We start from the raw sequence: 18,635 nt of genomic DNA on the forward strand, positions 1-18,635 counted from the left end.
GAAATGTTCGCCTTTTTTTGTTTTTTAGTTATTTAAATTGAAGTTTAAATAGATAGAAACTGCTTGTTTTGGGGTAACGTTACCACCAAATAAATTATGCGAAATTGGTAGCGTATAATTGGCACCAAAAATAAAATCTTTAGTAGTTATTTCTGCACCCAAAGTTCCGTTAAAAACGTTACCATCTGTATTTGGTACTTCTTCTTTATACTGTTTTATTTTATTATAAATATTACCAGAAAAGCCTACAAAAGGCAATAACATATATTTTTCTTTAGAAATAGCATAAAAAAAGTTAGAAGCGTAACTAAACTGGTTTCCGAACTTGTATTCGTTTTTGTTCTTGTTTTTAAAATAGTAAGTTAAACTAGTATTTACACCAAATTTATTTGCACCATAACTGTGTGCAAGCCCCAAAATACCGTCTAAACTACCAGTTCCTAATTGAAAACCAGGATTTACTCTATCGGCTAAAACTTGTTCAAATTTACCTGTTGGCAATTTGGCACCTAAACCAATTTCTAAAGAATGTCCAGAAGGTTCTCGGGTAATATTTGTGTATAATTTAGATTTTTCTTCATCTACTTTTTTATAAAATTTAAACTTGTACCAACTCATTATTGTTGCGTCTCCAAAGCCGTTTATACTTTCGTTTCTATCTGTATATTCTCTATTTAAATCTTGATATGGTAAAATTGCACTCACATATAAATTTTCATTTATTGGCAACTTTCCCCATAATTGATACGTATGAAAGTTCTCTGTACTTGTTGGAGAATTATCAAAAATACCATCTTTCGATTGAAATTTTTGATAAATATATCTTACGCCTACAAAGCTCGCATTGTTTAAAGTACCCAAACCAAAACTACCGCTACTTGTAGAGCAACCGCATAAATCACAGAAATAATACTCGAAAGAATGGTTGTTGTGTTTGCTGCATATTTCTTTGCCTGTATTAGCAAAACTAGCAATCGTAATTAATACAAATGTTAACAGTATTATTGTTTTTTTTATCTTAAAATTCTGCAAAACGTTTATCATTTAAAAAGGTGTTATCTGTTAATGTGTTTAAAAAAGCAAGTAAAGCTGTTTTTTCTTGGGATGATAGATCGATACCTAAATTGCCATTAGATTTTACTAGCAAAGTATCTACAACGCCACCATTTTGTGTCATTCCATCAGAATAAAAATCTAATACGGCTTCTAAATTTCCAAATCGTCCATCGTGCATGTACGGAAAAGATTTTGCTACATTTCTTAAGCTTGGTACTCTAAATTTGTAAAAATCGTCTTTTAGACCAGAAACTCTTTTTCTTCCTTCTTCCTCTGGGAATTTAGGGTTAGTTGGTAATCCGTTATTTCTATAACTTTGGTCTGTAAAAAGAGCTCCAGAATGGCAAGCTGCACATTTGTTATTAAAAATTTCTAAACCGTTAATTTCTAGTTCTGTAAATGTGGCGTTTTCTTCGTTTCTAATCACTTTATCGTATTTAGAATCTCCAGAAATCATGGTTACCATAAATTGCGATAAAGCTTTTAACATACGTTCTGATGTAGCTTCCCTATCACCAAAAGCATTTGTAAAAAGAACCTCATATTCTTGATAGGAGTTCAATTTAGAAAGCACAGATGGTATGTTTTCATTCATTTCTACATCACTAGTAATTGGTATAATTGGTTGTAGATCTAAATGAATTGCGGCGCCATCCCAAGTAAACTCGCTAAAAAAAGCTAAATTTTGAATGGGTTGTGCATTTCTAAAACCAACTTTACCATCCACGCCATGACTAACTGTGTGGCCATGATGTGTAAAAGCAGAAGCTTGTTCGTGACAAAATCCGCAAGAAATTACTCCGTCGGAAGCCAATCGTCCTTCATAAAACAATTTTTTACCAAGAGCGATACCTTCTTCGGTTAGTAGGTTTTGACTTAAATCGTACAATAATCCCGGAAAATTACTTGGAATTTTTAATTCAACTTTTTTAGGAATTAGCACATATTCTTCTTCGTTTTTTGCACAAGAAAAAAGTGTAATAAAACCTAAATATAATAGTATAAATTTTTTCATAATTGATAGAAAACCGTTGTTAAGATTTTTACTTAACAACGGTTTTATTGATTTAATTATAAACATGATCTATAACAAACATAGTACTTACATTTGTTGCTATTTGTGGCGATTTAACACCGTCTACGTGTATTTGTGCAGCATCATCTAGCAAAAATTTTGTGGTACCGTCTAAAATGTTAGAAACATCAGAAACAACATGTATTACTGGTGTTAAGTCTGTTCTTACTCTTGCAGAGTTTGTTAAATCTAAAGAAACTTCCTTGTAGTTATCTACCGCAGTTCCATGGCTTCCCATATGAAAAGCAAATGCAGTTTCTGTAGTTGTGTTTTCTGATGTGTAAGTTCCTTCGAAAACCATAAATTTATAGCCTGCTTGCCAGCTCCACATCATGCCAGCTTCTTGTGCTTTTGCTAAGAAATCTCCTTGCCCTGTTGCACCTTCTAAATACTTTTCTTGATCGACACCAATACCAAAAGTAACTTTTGTATAATCATCTTCTGGTACATTTTTTAATGTTATAAATTGAGATGAATTTGTGTTTTCATCAACAATAAAATAAGACTCGTTTTTTGGATAGGTAAAAATGGTTCCGGTTGCAGTTTCTAAGCGAATGTTGCTAACAATATATTTAACCTTGTTAATCTTAATTTTTTCGGTATCATTTGCAGAATAAGGAGTGGTTTCTAAAAGTAAATCAGAACTGTTGTATGCATTATCAAACTCTAATGTTACGTTTCCTTGGCCGGTTAAAACTTCTTCTGAAGACGAGCATGCAGCTAAAGTTGCTACAAATAAGAATGCAGCAATATATTTTGAAATTTTCATTTATAATAGATGTTTCTTCTTCCTTAGAATTTTAAGGAAGATATTTTTAAAATAATTTATGTGAATATTTTACTTAGAAAACACAGGAAGTTTGTTTTGATATAAATCTAAATATTTGGCTGTAAAATTTTCTGTTTCTTGATGATAAACAGGAAAAAATGCCTCTGATACAATTTGTAAGCCAGCAACATTATCTTTCTCTAAATTAACTTGTGGTGCTATCTTTTTTGCTAAATGACATTTACCATTACATTGTAATTCTGGAGCATCTTTATTAACACAATATTTTTCTATTATATAATCTATATTCAGCTCAAAATAACCAATATATGCAAGATGATACGCTGGCCTAAAAGCAAAAGCGATAAATAATAATATGCAAAATGTCTTTTTCAGAAGAAAATTATTTACTATAAAGATAATTTGGACTTTTTTATTTTACCAATTTTAAGCGTTAAAAAGTACCAAACTTGCTATTTAATTTTATAAAATGCTTTAATTTAGCATTTCAAATCGATTTTAGATTGTTAAACTACTATTTATATCCTCATAAAAATTCTAAAGAATGGGTAACTTTTGTGCATGGCGCAGGAGGAAGTAGCTCTATTTGGTACAAACAAATTAGAGATTTTAAAAAGCATTTTAATGTTTTAATTTTAGACTTACGTGGTCATGGCAATAGCAAACCAAAATTAAAAGATACGTTTAAAGCAAAATATACTTTCGATTCTATAACTGCAGACATCGAAGAGGTAATCGATTTTCTTAAGATAAAAAAATCGCACTTTGTAGGAATTTCTTTAGGTACAATTTTAATAAGAAACCTTGCAGAAAAAAGACCATCTTTGGTAAAAAGTATGATAATGGGTGGTGCTATTATTAAAATGAATTTTCGCTCGCAAGTGCTAATGAAAGTTGGTAATATTTTTAAATCGGTAGTGCCTTACATGCTTCTTTATAAGTTATTTGCATTTATTATAATGCCAAAAAAGAATCATAAGAAATCGAGATTGCTTTTTGTTAATGAAGCTAAAAAATTGTATCAAAAAGAGTTTTTACGTTGGTTTAAATTAACATCAGAAATTAACCCTTTGTTACGCTTTTTTAGAGCTAAAGAAATTAAAATTCCTACACTTTATGTAATGGGGTCAGAAGATCATTTGTTTTTACCTTCTATAAAAAACATTGTTTCTAAACATGTAAGCTCTTCGCTTTATGTGATAGAAAATTGCGGGCATGTGGTAAATGTAGACCAACCAGAAACCTTCAATGCAAAAACAATTAATTTTATTACATCTTTATAAAAATTAGATAATCTTTAAATAAAAAATACATATTTAGTTGTTTTTTATGAAGTATATTTGCTTTGTAAAAGAATTTATTATGAATAAGATAATTACGTTTGGTGAGGTTTTAATGAGAATTTCTCCTTTAGGAAATAAAAAATTTATTCAAGCTAACAATGTAGAATTTTATTTTGGAGGTACAGAAGTAAATGTTGGTATTTCGATAGCAAATTTTGGCGGAGATGTAAAACACATAAGTTGTATTTCTAATGATTTTATTGGCGATACAGCTATTTCTTACTTAAATAAATTCGATTTAGACACCTCTGCAATTGTTAGATCTGGCAGACCTTTAGGAGTTTACTTTTTAGAAGTTGGTGCAGTTATGAGACCAAGTAAAATATCTTATAATAGATCGCATTCTTCTTTTTCTGAAATTTTACCAGAAATGGTAAACTGGGAAAAATCTTTAGAACAAGGTAAATGGTTTCATTGGACAGGTATAACGCCGGCTTTATGCAAAGGAGCTAAAGAAACTTTAAAAGAAGGTTTGATTTTAGCGAAAGAAAAAGGAATGATTATTTCTGCTGACCCAACATATAGAAGTGCTTTGTGGAAATACGGGGAAGAGGCCAAAGATGTCTTAACAGATTTGCTACAATATTCTACCATATTTATTGGCGGCGTAAATGAAATAAATGAAGTTTTAGGAACTAGTTTTGGGTATTCTAACGACGAATTTACAGAAGCGAGCAAGTTATTAATCGAAAAATTTCCGAATATAGAAAAGGTGTTTGATAAAATTAGAACTTCTATAAATTCTTCTTGGCACAAAATTAGAGCAAGAATGTGGAACGGTGTTGAGTTTAAAGAAACACAAGATTTAGATATTACACACGTTGTAGATAGAATAGGAACCGGTGATGCTTTTGCTGCAGGTTTAATACACGGTTTGCAAAAGTTTGATGATTATAAAGCAATGGAATTTGGTGCCGCAGCTTGTGCGATAAAACACACCTATTTGGGTGATGTAAATTATGCAAATGAAAGCGATGTAATCTCTATTTTAGAGGGAAATACTTCGGGTAGATTAAATAGATAAAATAATTGATGATAAAATGAAAAAGGCGAGTTTTAACAACTCGCCTTTTTGTATTTCTTTAGTTCATTAAATCTTCTATTTCATCTGCTTCAATAGGTATATTACCCATTAAATTAAAAGGTTCTCCTTTTTCTTGAATTACAACATCATCTTCTAATCGAATTCCGAAACCTTCTTCTGGAATATAAATACCAGGTTCTACAGTAAACACATTATTTGCTTGCATAGGCTCGTGTAATAAACCATAATCATGCGTGTCTAAACCAATATGATGACTTGTACCATGCATAAAATACTTTTTATAAGCAGGCCAATTTTTATCTTCATTTTGTACATCTGCCTTGTCTAATAAACCAAGTTTAAGTAATTCAGAAGTCATAATTTCTCCTACTTCAACATGATAGTCTTTCCAAATTGTTCCCGGTACTAAAAGTTTTGTAGCCTCTTTTTTAACATAATTTACAGCATTGTAAACAGCTTTTTGTCTATCAGTAAAACGACCAGAAACGGGTACAGTTCTAGATAAATCACTTTTATAATTTGCATATTCTGCGGCAATATCAAACAAAATTAAATCGCCACTTTTACATTGCTGATTGTTTTCTATATAATGTAAAACATTTGCGTTGTTACCAGATGCAATAATTGGCGTGTAAGCAAAACCTTTAGACCTATTTCTTACAAATTCATGCAACAATTCTGCTTCAATTTCATATTCCCAAACTCCGGGTTTTATAAAGTCTAAAATTCTACGAAATCCTTTTTCTGTAATATTACAAGCTTTCTGCATCAAATCTAGTTCAATAGAATCTTTTACAGAACGTAATCTTTGTAAAATAGGATTGCTTTTTGCCACAGAATGCGCAGGGTATTTTGCCAACAACCATTTTGTAAAACGGTCTTCTCTTGTTTCTGTTGCTACATTTGCTCTATAATGTTCGTTTGTGTTAATGTAAAAAGTATCTGCATAAGAAGCCATTTCGAATAATACTTTTTCTAAGTCTTGTAACCAATAAACATTTTTAATACCAGAGGTTGATAAGGCTGCTTCTTTAGTTAGTTTTTCACCTTCCCAAACTGCAATATGATCATTTGTTTCTGTTAAAAATAAAACTTCTCTTAGGTTTTCATTGGGACAATCTGGAAACAACATTAAAACACTTTCTTCTTGGTCTACACCACTTAAATAGAAAATATCTCTGTGTTGCTCGAAAGGCATTGTGCTATCTGCACCAATTGGGTAAATATCGTTAGAGTTAAAAATAGCTAAACTATTTGGTTTCATATTAGCCGCAAAATTTTTACGGTTTTTAATAAATAAATTAGCGTCTATTTTATCGTATTTCATACTAGTGATTTTTAGTGATACACAAAGGTAGCAATAATAAAGAGGAACTTAAAAAATGACCAATTAGAATAAAAAAAATCCCAAATTCTATATTAAGAAAATGGGATTGTAATTTTTAAATCAAACTTAATCTAAAATCGTTTTTTTTTAGGTGCACCGGTTCTACCTCTTCCAGAAGTTGCGCCTGCAGGTTTGTTGCCTTTAAAATGGGGTTTCCTTTTTGGTTTTTTTTGATCAGAAGAACCTCCAGGGTTTCCATTAGAAGGCCTTTGTTTTTTCTTTTTACCAAAAGAACTTTTACTTTGTGTTGCAGCTCTTTTAGGTGGTGCAGTATCTGTTGGTTCAAAACCTTCTACAACAGTAGATTTTAACTTCTCTTTTAAAAGTTTTTCAATTTCATTTTGATATTCTGTTTCTTCGCTACAAACCAAAGAAATTGCTTCTCCGGCAGCACCAGCTCTACCAGTTCTACCGATTCTGTGTACATAATCTTCGGGTACATTTGGTAGTTCGAAATTTATAACGTGTGGTAGTAACGGAATGTCTAATCCTCTTGCAGCAATATCTGTTGCAACTAAAACTTTTATGGTGTTTTCTTTAAAGTTTTTTAAAGCTTTTGTTCTTGCGCCTTGACTTTTATTACCATGTATGGCTGCTGCAGTAATTTTAGATTGAATTAACTTTTGCGTTAACTTATTTGCACCATGCTTTGTTCTTGTAAAAATTAAAACTTGGTTCCAATTATTGTCTTTTATCAACTTAATTGTAAACTCTGTTTTTCTTTTTTTATCAACTTTAAAAACCTTGTGAGTTACTTTTTTGGCGGTAGAATTTTGTGGTGCTGTTTCTACAGAAACAGGATTTTCTAAAATACCCGATGCCAATTTTTTAATCTCTTTAGAAAATGTAGCAGAAAACAATAAGTTTTGTCTCTTAGCAGGCATAAAACTAATAAGTTTGTTAATGTCTCTAACAAAACCCATGTCTAACATTCTATCTGCTTCATCTAAAATTAGAACATCAATTCTTTTAAACGACACCGCTTTTTGATCGTGTAAATCTAACAATCTACCTGGTGTTGCTACTAAAATATCTACACCTCTTCTTAAAGTTGCTATTTGAGGTTTTGCATTTACACCACCAAAAACTACTGCAGATTTTATATTAACATACTTGCTGTACTCTTTTATATTGTCGTGAACTTGTGCAGCCAATTCTCTTGTTGGTGTTAGCACTAAAGCTCTTAATGGTCTGTATTTTGGGTGTTTTGTGTCTGATAAATATTGTAAAACAGGCAATGTAAAACCAGCTGTTTTACCGGTTCCTGTTTGTGCGGAAGCTAAAATATCTTTGCCTTCTAATATATGCGGAATCGCTTTTTCTTGTATTGGAGATGGTTTGGTATATCCTTTTTCTTCAACTGCCTTTACCAACGCTGGAGATAAACCTAAATCTGAAAATGTCATAAAAATAATTTACAGCAACAATTTTATTTAATTGTTGCCGGCGCAAAGATACGTTGTTTTAACTGGAAGCAATTTGTTTGGCACAAATCGTTTTTATGTTAATTTTTTTGATATTGATTATACAAATAGTAATTTCAACGTTTCAAACTCAATTCAAATCAAACTTATTACTTATGAAATCTATTTTTAAGCTTTTATTACTTTGCTTTTCTGCAAGTATTGTTGCTCAGAATACTACAGAAGCAAATGTTGTTCAGAAATCTCTAGACAAAAAATTAGAGATGATGAAAACATCACTAGTTAAAAATGTAAAATTTACTAATATAGGACCAACAGTTATGAGTGGTCGTGTTTCTGATGTTTCTGTTAATCCTAAAAATCCTACAGAATTTTATGTTGGTTATGCTTCTGGCGGACTTTGGTACACAAACAATAACGGTACAACTTTTACACCAGTTTTAGACAATTCACCTACGCAAAATATTGGTGATATTGCTGTAGATTGGAACAACGGAACTATTTGGGTAGGAACCGGAGAGAAAAACTCTTCTCGATCTAGTTATGCAGGTATTGGAATGTTAAAATCTACGGATAAAGGTAAAACTTGGCAAAATGTAGGATTGTTAGATTCGCATCATATTAGTAGAATTTTAATAAATCCAGAGAATTCTAATGAGGTAATTGTTGGAGTTATTGGGCATTTATATTCGCCTAATGAAGAAAGAGGGATTTTTAAAACTGTTGATGGCGGTAAAACATGGACAAAATCTTTATTTATAAATAACGATACAGGTGTTATTGATGTAGCTGTGGCGCCAGAAAATTTTAATGTAATGTATGCTGCTTCTTGGGAAAGAGAACGTAAAGCATGGAATTTTGACGGAGATGGAAGTAATTCTGCAATCTATAAAAGTACAGATGCTGGTAGTTCTTGGACCAAAATTTCAGACAAATCTGGTTTTCCTACAGGAAACGGAGTTGGTAGAATTGGTTTGGCTGTTTTTAACGAAAACACAGTATATGCTTTGCATGATAGTCAATTCCGAAGAAAAAAAGACACTTCTAAAAAACCATCAGACGAGTTAACTAAAGAAGATTTTAAAACAATGTCTTCTGCAGCATTTTTAGAATTGTCTGATAAAAAATTAAATACTTATTTAAAAAATAATGGTTTTCAAGAAAAATACAGAGCACAAAATGTAAAACAAATGGTGCGTGTTGGTTCTGTAAAACCAATAGATTTAGCAAAATACTTAGAAGACGCAAATTCTATGTTATTTGATACTCAGGTAATAGGTGCAGAGGTTTTTAAAACTACAAATGGTGGCAAGTCTTGGAAAAAAACTCACGATAATTTCTTAGATGGTGTTTATAGTTCTTACGGATATTATTTCGGTGAAATTAGAGTAGACTTACAAGATGAAAACGGAATTTACGTATTAGGTGTTCCAATTATAAAATCTAAAGATGGTGGTAAAACTTTTACTTCTATCAGTAAAGAAAATGTACATTCAGATCATCAAGCATTGTGGGTAAATCCAAAAAAATCAGGACACATTTTAAACGGAAATGATGGTGGTTTAAACTTGTCTTATGATGACGGTGAAAACTGGATTAAATTAAACGATCCAGCAGTTGGTCAATTCTATTCTGTATATGCAGATAATCAGAAAAACTACAAAGTTTACGGTGGTTTACAAGATAATGGTGTTTGGGTTGCTAGTAATAATGCAAGAATTAATAAAGGTTGGCAACAATCTGGTCAAAACCCTTACAAGTCTATTATGGGTGGCGACGGTATGCAAGTGCAAGTAGATGATAGAAATCCTAATATTGTTTATACAGGTTATCAGTTTGGTAATTATTCTAGAATAGATACAGAAACCGGAAGAAGCAAATATATTCAGCCAAAACATACTTTAGGCGAAAATCCGTATAGATTTAACTGGCAAACACCAATTCATTTATCAAAACATAACCAAGATATTTTATATTTAGGAGGTAATAAATTACACAGATCTTTAGATCAAGGTAACAATTGGGAAACAATTTCTGGAGATTTAACTACGGGTGGTAAAAAAGGAAATGTTGCTTACGGTACATTAACGTCTATTTCAGAAAGTCCTTTTCAATTCGGACTTTTATATGTTGGTTCTGATGATGGTTATATTAATGTAACTAAAAATGGTGGAGGTTCTTGGGCAAGAATTTCTAATAATTTGCCGCAAAATTTATGGGTTACAAGAGTAATTGCATCAAAATTTAAAAAAGAACGCGTTTATGCAACTTTAAACGGCTATAGATCTGATGATTTTACACCTTATGTTTTCGTTTCAGAAAATTATGGTCAAACATGGACAAATATTGGTAACGCTATCCCAACATCTTCTGTAAACGTAATTAAAGAAGATCCGGCTAACGAAAACATTTTATACGTTGGTACAGATAATGGTTTGTATATTTCTTTTGATAGAGGAAATTCTTGGGAAGCATTTGCAAATAATTTACCAAACGTAGCAGTGCACGATTTAGTGATTCAGCCAACAGCTAAACACTTAATTGTAGGTACGCATGGTAGAAGTTTATATAAAGCAGATGTTAGTGCGTTGCAGAATATAGATAAAAGTGTAATGTCTGCTGCTACACATATTTTCGATGTTAAAAGTGTAAGAAAAAGTGGTTCTTGGGGGCGTTCTTGGAGTATGTGGAGAGACGCTTTTACTCCAGAAATTACAATTCCTTTTTATTCGAATTCTGATAAAAAAGTTACTTTAGATATTTACACAAATGATATTAAAGTAAACACTATAGTTCTTGATGCTACAAAAGGTTATAATGAAGCTTTTTTTGATGTTTCTTTTTCTAAAAAAGGAAAGAAAGCTTATGAAAAGGTTAATAAAAAATCGACTTTAAAAGTAGCTAAAAACGGAGTTGTATATTTGCCTAAAGGAAAATATACTGTAAAAAGTGCTACTTCTAAAAGCGAATTTGAAATAAAATAATCAATTAATTTCTTTCAATTTAAAAAAACGGTTTAGAAGTCTATAAGAGATTTTTAAATCGTTTTTTTAGTATATTTCAAGCATGAAAAAAATAACCTTTTTAATCTTCTTTTTGTTAACACTTTCTACTACTGCTCAATCAGATTTTAAAAGTTTTTTAAAACTATCTGGTCCAATAAAAAGATGGGTTTTATTTCATCCTTTTAAGGCAAAAACTTCTCTAAAGATTTCAAAAGAAACAAATAAGGTTGCAGATTCTATTAGAAAAACCAATTTGTTAGATAAAGATGCTGCAGGTGGGCAAGTAGATGCTTTTAGGCACGCGTATTGGATGGCAAGATTACGCCAAGAAATAGGTGAAAGAGCAGCAAGATCGTTAGGTAAAGCGCATGAAAAAGAAAACTATATTACTTATAAAAAACTTAAATTAGAAGATGGTGTTGTGCCAGATGAAATTTCTACAGATATGGATTTACACAACAACGAAGAAGGTTTAAAGTTGATAACAAAAGGAAGTACTGTTTCTAAAAGAAGTTTAATTTATAGAATTGTAAATGCAATTTACAATGGCAAAATGAAAATTATTAAGAAAGATGCAAATGGTAATTTTTTAACGTGCAACCAAAAAATAATTTCTAAAGAATCTTTAAAAGGCAAATGGAAAAATAACAAATGCTTGGTGCCTTCTAATTCTAAAAAGAGCAGAAAATAACAAAATCATTGTTTTCTGTTAAAAGCAAAACAGTTTTATTTATAATTATTCTAAATACAAACGAAAACGTTGTAATTTTCTTGTACTACGTTTTGTTAAGCCGTATTTTTGTATTATAAATTAAACTAACATATACAATGAGCGGATTTTTTAAATCTTCAATTGGAAGAAAAGTAGCAATGGCGCTATCGGCGTTTTTCTTAATGTTCTTCTTACTTCAGCATTTAGCAATTAATGTTTTATCAGTTTTTAGTCCAGATACTTTTAACGAAGTTTCTCACTTTATGGGTACAAACCCAGTGGTACAATTTGCATTACAACCAGTATTAATTTTTGCAGTTGTTTTTCACTTTGTAATGGGTTTTATCTTAGAACTAAGAAACAGAAAAGCGCAAGGTGTGTCTTATGCAAAGAATAATGGTGCTGCAAATTCATCTTGGATGAGTAGAAACATGATTTGGAGTGGAATTACAATTTTAGCATTTATTGTTTTACACTTTATCGATTTTTGGTTTCCAGAAATCAACACAAAATACATACAAGGAGATTGGTCTGGTATGATGGAAGGTGTAGAAGGTTTTCGTTATTACGAAGAACTAGTGCACAAATTTGTGAACCCAATTAGAGTAGTTGCTTATGTTGTTGCTTTTGTTTTCTTAGGATTACATTTAGCACACGGTTTTACATCTGCATTTCAATCTATGGGAGGAACAGCAGGAAGAAAGAAAACATTACAAACTATCGGTAAAGTATACTCAATTTTAGTACCAGCAGGTTTTATTTTTGTAGCTCTTTATCATTACTTAAACCATTAATCGAATACAATTATGGCTTTAGATTCAAAAGTACCTCAAGGTCCATTAAAAGATAAATGGACAGATTATAAAAACAAAATTAACTTAGTAAACCCAGCAAACAAAAGACACATCGATGTTATTGTTGTTGGTACAGGTTTAGCAGGTGGTTCTGCCTCTGCAACTTTAGCAGAATTAGGCTACAATGTAAAATCTTTTGCATATCAAGATTCTCCAAGAAGAGCGCACTCTATTGCGGCTCAAGGAGGTATTAATGCAGCAAAAAACTATCAAGGAGATGGTGATTCTACTTACAGATTATTTTACGATACTGTAAAAGGAGGAGATTACCGTTCTAGAGAAGCTAACGTTTACAGACTTGCAGAGGTTTCTGCAAATATTATAGATCAATGTGTAGCACAAGGAGTTCCTTTTGCACGTGATTATGGTGGTCTTTTAGACAACCGTTCTTTTGGTGGAGTTTTAGTTTCTAGAACTTTTTATGCAAAAGGACAAACAGGACAACAATTATTATTAGGTGCATATTCTGCAATGAACCGTCAAATTGCTCGTGGTAAGATTGAAATGTTCAATCGTCATGAAATGTTAGATGTTGTTATTGTAGATGGTAAAGCAAGAGGAATTATTGCACGTAACTTGGTTACAGGAGAAATAGAACGTCATTCTGCACACGCAGTAGTTATTGCTTCTGGTGGTTATGGTAATGTATATTTCTTATCTACTAATGCAATGGGTTCTAATGTTACTGCCGGATGGAAAGTACATAAAAAAGGAGCATATTTTGCAAACCCATGTTATACACAAATTCACCCAACATGTATTCCTAGATCAGGAGATTATCAGTCTAAATTAACATTGATGTCTGAATCTTTAAGAAATGATGGACGAATTTGGGTTCCTAAAAACATGGAAGATGTTTTAGCAATTAGAGAAGGTCGTAAAAAACCAACCGATTTGTCTGAAGACGAAAGAGATTATTATTTAGAAAGACGTTACCCTGCATTTGGTAACTTAGTACCACGTGATGTTGCTTCTAGAGCAGCAAAAGAGCGTTGTGATGCTGGTTACGGTGTAAATGCAACAGGTGAAGCTGTATATTTAGATTTTGCATCTGCAATAACGCGTTATGGTAAAGAACAAGCAAAAATTCAAAATATAAACAATCCTTCTGATGCTAAGATTTACGAATTAGGACAAAAGATTGTTGAGGCTAAATATGGTAACTTATTTCAGATGTACGAGAAAATCGTTGATGAAAATCCATATGAAACACCAATGATGATATATCCAGCGGTACACTACACAATGGGTGGTGTTTGGGTAGATTATAATTTAATGACTACGATACCTGGTTGTTACGCAATTGGAGAAGCAAACTTCTCTGATCATGGTGCAAACAGATTAGGTGCTTCTGCACTAATGCAAGGTTTAGCAGATGGTTACTTTGTGTTACCTTATACTATTGGAGATTATTTAGCTGATGATATTAGAACAGGAAAAATATCTACAGATACACCAGAGTTTGAAGCAGCAGAAAAAGAAGTTGCAGATAGAATAAAATTCTTTATCAACAATAAAGGAACACATTCTGTAGATTATTACCACAAAAAATTAGGTAAAATTATGTGGGAAAAATGTGGAATGTCTAGAAATAAAGCTGGTTTAGAAGAAGCTATTGTAGAAATATCTGAATTAAGAAAAGATTTCTGGAAAAACGTAATTGTACCAGGAACAGATACAGAATACAACGAACAATTAGCAAAAGCAGGTAGAGTTGCAGATTTCTTAGAATTAGGAGAATTATTTGCAAAAGATGCTTTAGTAAGAGAAGAATCTGCTGGTGGTCACTTTAGAGAAGAGCATCAAACAGAAGAAGGAGAAGCAAAGAGATTAAAAGAATTTCAATTTGTTTCTGCTTGGGAATATAAAGGAGAACCAAAAGACGCAGTATTGCATAAAGAAGAATTGGTTTACGAGAACATAGAAGTTAAAGAAAGAAGTTATAAATAAGATAGACATTATGAATTTAACACTTAAGATTTGGAGACAGAAAGACTCATCTACAAAGGGTCAAATGGTAGATTATAAGGTTACTGAAATATCAGAACATATGTCTTTCTTAGAAATGATGGATGTTTTAAATGAACAATTAGTAAATGCTGGTGAAGAACCAGTTGCTTTTGATCATGATTGTAGAGAAGGTATCTGTGGTATGTGTTCTATGTATATTAACGGAGAAGCTCATGGGCCAGATAGAGGCGTTACCACGTGTCAATTACACATGCGTATGTTTAAAGACGGCGATACTATAACAATAGAGCCATTTAGAGCAGCTGCTTTTCCGGTGGTTAAAGATTTAGTTGTAGACAGATCTTCTTTTGATAGAATACAACATGCAGGTGGTTACATTTCTGTAAATACATCTGGTAATACACAAGATGCAAACTCTATTCCTATCTCTAAGCATGCAGCAGATGAGGCTATGGATGCTGCAACTTGTATTGGTTGTGGTGCTTGCGTTGCAACGTGTAAAAACTCTTCTGCAATGTTATTTGTAGGTGCTAAAGTATCTCAATATGCTTTATTACCACAAGGGCAAGTAGAAGCTGCAGATCGTGTGCAAAACATGGTTGCACAAATGGATTTAGAAGGTTTTGGAAACTGTACAAATACAGGTGCTTGTGAGGTTGAGTGTCCTAAAGGAATTTCTTTAGACAACATTGCAAGAATGAATAGAGAATTGATGAAAGCAAATATTTAAAAATTAAGCTTTTTGTAATTAAAAACCCCAAAACTATTTAAATAGTTTTGGGGTTTTTATTTTAGAAATTTAATTCTATATCTTTAAAAAAATCTTTTGGAGAAATTTTAAGTTTTAGCAAGATAATTAGCAACCGTTCTAAATCTAGCTTTGTTTTTCCTTTTTCTACTTTAAAATAGCCACTTTCAGAAATTCCGATAGCATCTGCTAACTCTACTTGAGAAACGCCAGCATTACTTCTTAAAGTCACTATTTTCTGCAGAATTTTACTGTGTGTAGCATTAATTATATCTTTTTCAATCATTTTTTTATAATATGCAATAGAAATGAATCAATAATATGTGTAAACTACAATTACTTAAAAAAGTAGTTAAGATCTACATCTAAAATTTCTGCTATTTCTAGCATTCGTCTAAAATTTAAATCTGTTTTTCCTTTTTCTATTTTGTAATAACCACTTAAAGTTATTTCAAGTTTATTTGCTAAATCGGTTTGGGTAAGACCTAATTTTTTTCTTCTGTAGATTATCATATTTAAAATATTATTAATCTGATGATCTACACTTTGCAGTGAGCTGTTTTCATTCATTTTTTATAGCATTTTTTAGTTTTTCTAATTTAGTTTTTTGGCTAAACAGTTGTTTTTTAGTCTTTTTCTTTTTTCAAAAGTAAGAAAAAAAAATGTATTTAACTTTCCAAATTGGACTAGCTGAAAACAGTATGTTTTTAGTATCCCTGAATTCAGCTAGTCCAAATCGGGTGGGTAGTTTTTTAGGATTATTAAAAAATAAGTTTCATCTTTGGGTGAGAGAAAAATGCTGTGAAAAAGAAAAGTTTCTCTACAATATAGTTTTAAATAGCCTTTTTAGGCAATTTAGAAGCCCTAAATAAATAAACCTTTATCGTTTAAATTCATAAAATAAAAAGATCATTTCACTACAAAAGAGATGATAACAGACTTTAGTATGCTGTTTATTTTATTGAAGAAAATAGAATTAAAAAGAAAACCTCTGCTTGCAGATTTAAGAAATATAAAAATTACTAAATAAATGTATCACTTAAAACAAATGCTTATGTAAATAAACAATAACAATCAGAGGAAGTCTTACAAAAGTACTGCTTTTTCTACAAGTTTTTGAAGAATTTTTAACTTGTTTATTCATTTAAAACTCTAAAAAATTATTAATTAAATAAACCTAAATAAAAAAATAGGTTATAAATTTTATATTATGAAAAAAGTAATATTAAGCCTAGTATTTGTACTAGCAACAGGAACAATGATGAATGCGAAAAACATGTCTGTAGATGCAATACAAGATATAGACTGTGATCAATTTGCTAATGTTTCACAAGCTATAGTTTTAATGAATGGAGGATCATATGGAGATTCTTTAATAGCTTTCGATAATGCATATTCTGGATGTGTTGATTATAACATTGATAATTTAATTGAAATGGAAGAGCCTGAAGAATTCGATTAATTTAAATAAAAAAGTGAATCTGAGAATATTGAAAATAAAGTATAACCTTAATTTTCGCTATTTTCAGATTTTTTATTAATAAAATAATTGATTATGAATAAAGTTATACGGTTGTTATTCTTTTGTACATTAGGTGTTTATTCTCAAAATAAAGGAATTATAACCTACAGTGTATCTAAAGTAAAAATTGATACTCAAAAATATTTTGAAGGAAAAAAGGATAATCCTGAACTAAAAAAAATGGTAAATTCCTTTATTAATACTAAGGATGAATTAATATACTTATTATATTTCAATGCAGATGAATCTATATTTTTTAAAAGTAAAAAATTAAACTTACCTAACAGAAAAGAAAAACTTCTAGATATATTGGCAGGTAATGGGGTGTATTATGTAAACCTAAATGATAAAAAAGTCTTACATCAAAAAGAATTTGGAGGAGAATTATTTTTAGTGCAATCTAATTTTTTTAAATGGACTTTAACACAAGACGTTAAAATAATAAAAAATTATAAATGCTATAAAGCTATAGGGGTAAAAACAGTTGAAAACAGTAAAGGTATTTTTAAAAAGAAAGTTGTAGCCTGGTATGCACCTTCTATTAATATTAATTTTGGACCAAAAGAATATACTGGATTGGCGGGTGCTATTTTAGAGTTAAACGATAGTGACCTTATGTATTCAGTTAGAAAAATTGATCTAAATACTAAAAAAGAAATTAAAATTAAAAAACCAAAAAAAGGAAAAAAATTAACAGATGTTGAGTTTGAATTGATGACTAAAAAACTCTTTTATGAAAGAAATTGGAAACAAAGAAATTAATTATAAAAAAGTTACATAAATATTCTAATACCTGTTTTTATTAATATTTTGTCTTACAATTTTAAGCTTACCAAATATGTAACTCTTCAAAGTGGTTTATAAGATAGTATGCAAACTCTAAATATGTTGTAAAATATAGAAGCCTAGAATATTAATTGAAACCATTTACTTTTTATTTCGTTCTTAATAATAAAAAGCCGTTCGTTTTATGAAAAAGAAAACCATTTTAACACTTATCATTTTTATAAACACCATTGTTTTTTCGCAAAACATAAGTGGTAAAGTTACTTATGTTGTTTCTATGGAATCTTTAACGAAAGAAAAAATAGATTCAATTTCTAAATCTTTTAAAAAGAAAAACATAAAAATGGGTAAATGGATGCGTAATATATTTGAAAATACGCCCAATGTAAGTGCATACTTAGAATTTTCTAATGATGAATCTTTGTATTATGTGGAAAATGAAATGCAAAATGATGGAAAACCTGTTTTTAATGTGAATAGAACTTTTGCAGGAGGAGAAGATAGATATTATAAGAATATTAAAACAAAAGAATTTTATCATGAAAGTGATGTTTTTGATGAACTTTCATTAATAGAAATCCCTATTAAAAAATGGAAATTAACACAGGAATCTAAAATTATAGGAGGTTATTTGTGTTACAAAGCAATAGATTTAAGTTATAAAAGCAATAGTACCTTTGCTTGGTTTACACCAGAAATACCAGTAAGTTTTGGACCTAAAAAGTTTGTAGATTTACCTGGTTTGGTGCTTGAGGTACAGTTAAAAAGAAGAAAAATTATTGCAAGTAAAATAATACTTAATCCTAAAGAGGAAATAAATATTAACAAACCTACAAAAGGCAAAAGAGTAACCGCAGAAGAAGCTAAAAAAAGGTATTCTAATTTTTGGAACAGTTTACAAAAACAATAAAAGTTTA

General features: G+C 30.7%; 17 protein-coding genes. 10 read left to right on the forward strand and 7 right to left on the reverse strand.

The annotated features are described in order from the left end of the window. Window positions 1-24: 24 nt before the first annotated feature. From WG950_RS09495 to WG950_RS09505, 3 genes are read right to left on the reverse strand one after another with little or no spacing between them, the layout of a single operon-like run. Window positions 25-1,044, reverse strand: coding sequence for a hypothetical protein (locus WG950_RS09495; protein ID WP_340931925.1), 1,020 nt, complete (start codon window positions 1,042-1,044; stop codon window positions 25-27). Further along, window positions 1,019-2,071, reverse strand: coding sequence for a cytochrome-c peroxidase (locus WG950_RS09500; protein ID WP_340931927.1), 1,053 nt, complete (start codon window positions 2,069-2,071; stop codon window positions 1,019-1,021). Before WG950_RS09500 ends, WG950_RS09495 begins: the two co-directional genes overlap by 26 nt. Before the next feature lie 52 nt (window positions 2,072-2,123). Next, a complete protein-coding gene (locus WG950_RS09505) occupies window positions 2,124-2,900 on the reverse strand; it encodes an MbnP family protein (RefSeq protein WP_340931929.1) in 777 nt (258 codons plus the stop codon). A 524-nt stretch (window positions 2,901-3,424) separates the two neighbouring features. Between WG950_RS09505 and WG950_RS09510 the strand changes: the two genes are divergently transcribed. Both WG950_RS09510 and WG950_RS09515 read left to right on the forward strand, forming a co-directional pair. Beyond that, window positions 3,425-4,204 (forward strand): alpha/beta fold hydrolase, encoded by a 780-nt coding sequence (locus WG950_RS09510; RefSeq protein ID WP_077810604.1) that lies wholly within the window; start codon window positions 3,425-3,427, stop codon window positions 4,202-4,204. Between the two features lie 79 nt (window positions 4,205-4,283). Beyond that, window positions 4,284-5,288: a sugar kinase gene (locus WG950_RS09515; RefSeq protein WP_340931931.1), complete on the forward strand. Its 1,005-nt coding sequence runs from the start codon at window positions 4,284-4,286 to the stop codon at window positions 5,286-5,288. A 58-nt stretch (window positions 5,289-5,346) separates the two neighbouring features. On the opposite strand, the gene WG950_RS09520 is transcribed toward WG950_RS09515, so the two are convergent. Both WG950_RS09520 and WG950_RS09525 read right to left on the reverse strand, forming a co-directional pair. Beyond that, window positions 5,347-6,636: an aminopeptidase P family protein gene (locus WG950_RS09520; protein WP_340931933.1), complete on the reverse strand. Its 1,290-nt coding sequence runs from the start codon at window positions 6,634-6,636 to the stop codon at window positions 5,347-5,349. A gap of 131 nt (window positions 6,637-6,767) precedes the next feature. Then, the gene (locus WG950_RS09525; RefSeq protein WP_340931934.1) at window positions 6,768-8,102 is read right to left on the reverse strand and encodes a DEAD/DEAH box helicase; all 1,335 of its coding nucleotides are present in this window, start codon (window positions 8,100-8,102) and stop codon (window positions 6,768-6,770) included. 173 nt (window positions 8,103-8,275) lie between these two features. On the opposite strand from WG950_RS09525, the gene WG950_RS09530 reads away from it, so the two are divergent. The 5 genes from WG950_RS09530 (at window position 8,276) to WG950_RS09550 (ending at window position 15,392) form a co-directional block, all read left to right on the forward strand. Next, window positions 8,276-11,104: a VPS10 domain-containing protein gene (locus tag WG950_RS09530; RefSeq protein ID WP_340931935.1), complete on the forward strand. Its 2,829-nt coding sequence runs from the start codon at window positions 8,276-8,278 to the stop codon at window positions 11,102-11,104. Window positions 11,105-11,186: 82 nt separating this feature from the next. Further along, on the forward strand, window positions 11,187-11,816 hold the full coding sequence (locus WG950_RS09535; RefSeq protein WP_340931936.1) for a DUF6973 domain-containing protein: 630 nt from the start codon (window positions 11,187-11,189) through the stop codon (window positions 11,814-11,816). A gap of 137 nt (window positions 11,817-11,953) precedes the next feature. Next, a complete protein-coding gene (locus WG950_RS09540; protein WP_340931938.1) occupies window positions 11,954-12,631 on the forward strand; it encodes a succinate dehydrogenase cytochrome b subunit in 678 nt (225 codons plus the stop codon). Between the two features lie 12 nt (window positions 12,632-12,643). Further along, the gene (locus WG950_RS09545; RefSeq protein WP_077810597.1) at window positions 12,644-14,641 is read left to right on the forward strand and encodes a fumarate reductase/succinate dehydrogenase flavoprotein subunit; all 1,998 of its coding nucleotides are present in this window, start codon (window positions 12,644-12,646) and stop codon (window positions 14,639-14,641) included. Between the two features lie 10 nt (window positions 14,642-14,651). After that, the gene (locus tag WG950_RS09550) at window positions 14,652-15,392 is read left to right on the forward strand and encodes a succinate dehydrogenase/fumarate reductase iron-sulfur subunit (RefSeq protein ID WP_077810596.1); all 741 of its coding nucleotides are present in this window, start codon (window positions 14,652-14,654) and stop codon (window positions 15,390-15,392) included. A gap of 61 nt (window positions 15,393-15,453) precedes the next feature. Here the strand turns inward: WG950_RS09550 and WG950_RS09555 are convergent, their stop codons facing one another. Both WG950_RS09555 and WG950_RS09560 read right to left on the reverse strand, forming a co-directional pair. Continuing rightward, the gene (locus tag WG950_RS09555; RefSeq protein ID WP_077810595.1) at window positions 15,454-15,696 is read right to left on the reverse strand and encodes a helix-turn-helix domain-containing protein; all 243 of its coding nucleotides are present in this window, start codon (window positions 15,694-15,696) and stop codon (window positions 15,454-15,456) included. Between the two features lie 50 nt (window positions 15,697-15,746). Continuing rightward, window positions 15,747-15,980, reverse strand: a complete 234-nt coding sequence (locus WG950_RS09560; RefSeq protein WP_079737724.1) for a helix-turn-helix domain-containing protein — start codon at window positions 15,978-15,980, stop codon at window positions 15,747-15,749. 640 nt (window positions 15,981-16,620) lie between these two features. Here WG950_RS09560 and WG950_RS09565 point away from each other — a divergent pair. The 3 genes from WG950_RS09565 to WG950_RS09575 all read left to right on the forward strand — a co-directional run bounded on the left by WG950_RS09565 (window position 16,621) and on the right by WG950_RS09575 (window position 18,628). Next, window positions 16,621-16,872 (forward strand): hypothetical protein, encoded by a 252-nt coding sequence (locus tag WG950_RS09565; RefSeq protein WP_340931943.1) that lies wholly within the window; start codon window positions 16,621-16,623, stop codon window positions 16,870-16,872. A 93-nt stretch (window positions 16,873-16,965) separates the two neighbouring features. Then, window positions 16,966-17,694, forward strand: coding sequence for a GLPGLI family protein (locus WG950_RS09570; RefSeq protein ID WP_340931945.1), 729 nt, complete (start codon window positions 16,966-16,968; stop codon window positions 17,692-17,694). A 208-nt stretch (window positions 17,695-17,902) separates the two neighbouring features. Continuing rightward, complete coding sequence (locus WG950_RS09575; RefSeq protein ID WP_340931946.1) at window positions 17,903-18,628, forward strand: GLPGLI family protein; 726 nt, start codon at window positions 17,903-17,905, stop codon at window positions 18,626-18,628. Window positions 18,629-18,635: the final 7 nt, after the last annotated feature.

Source organism: Polaribacter marinaquae, from assembly GCF_038019025.1.
Classification (GTDB): Bacteria; Bacteroidota; Bacteroidia; order Flavobacteriales; family Flavobacteriaceae; genus Polaribacter; species Polaribacter marinaquae.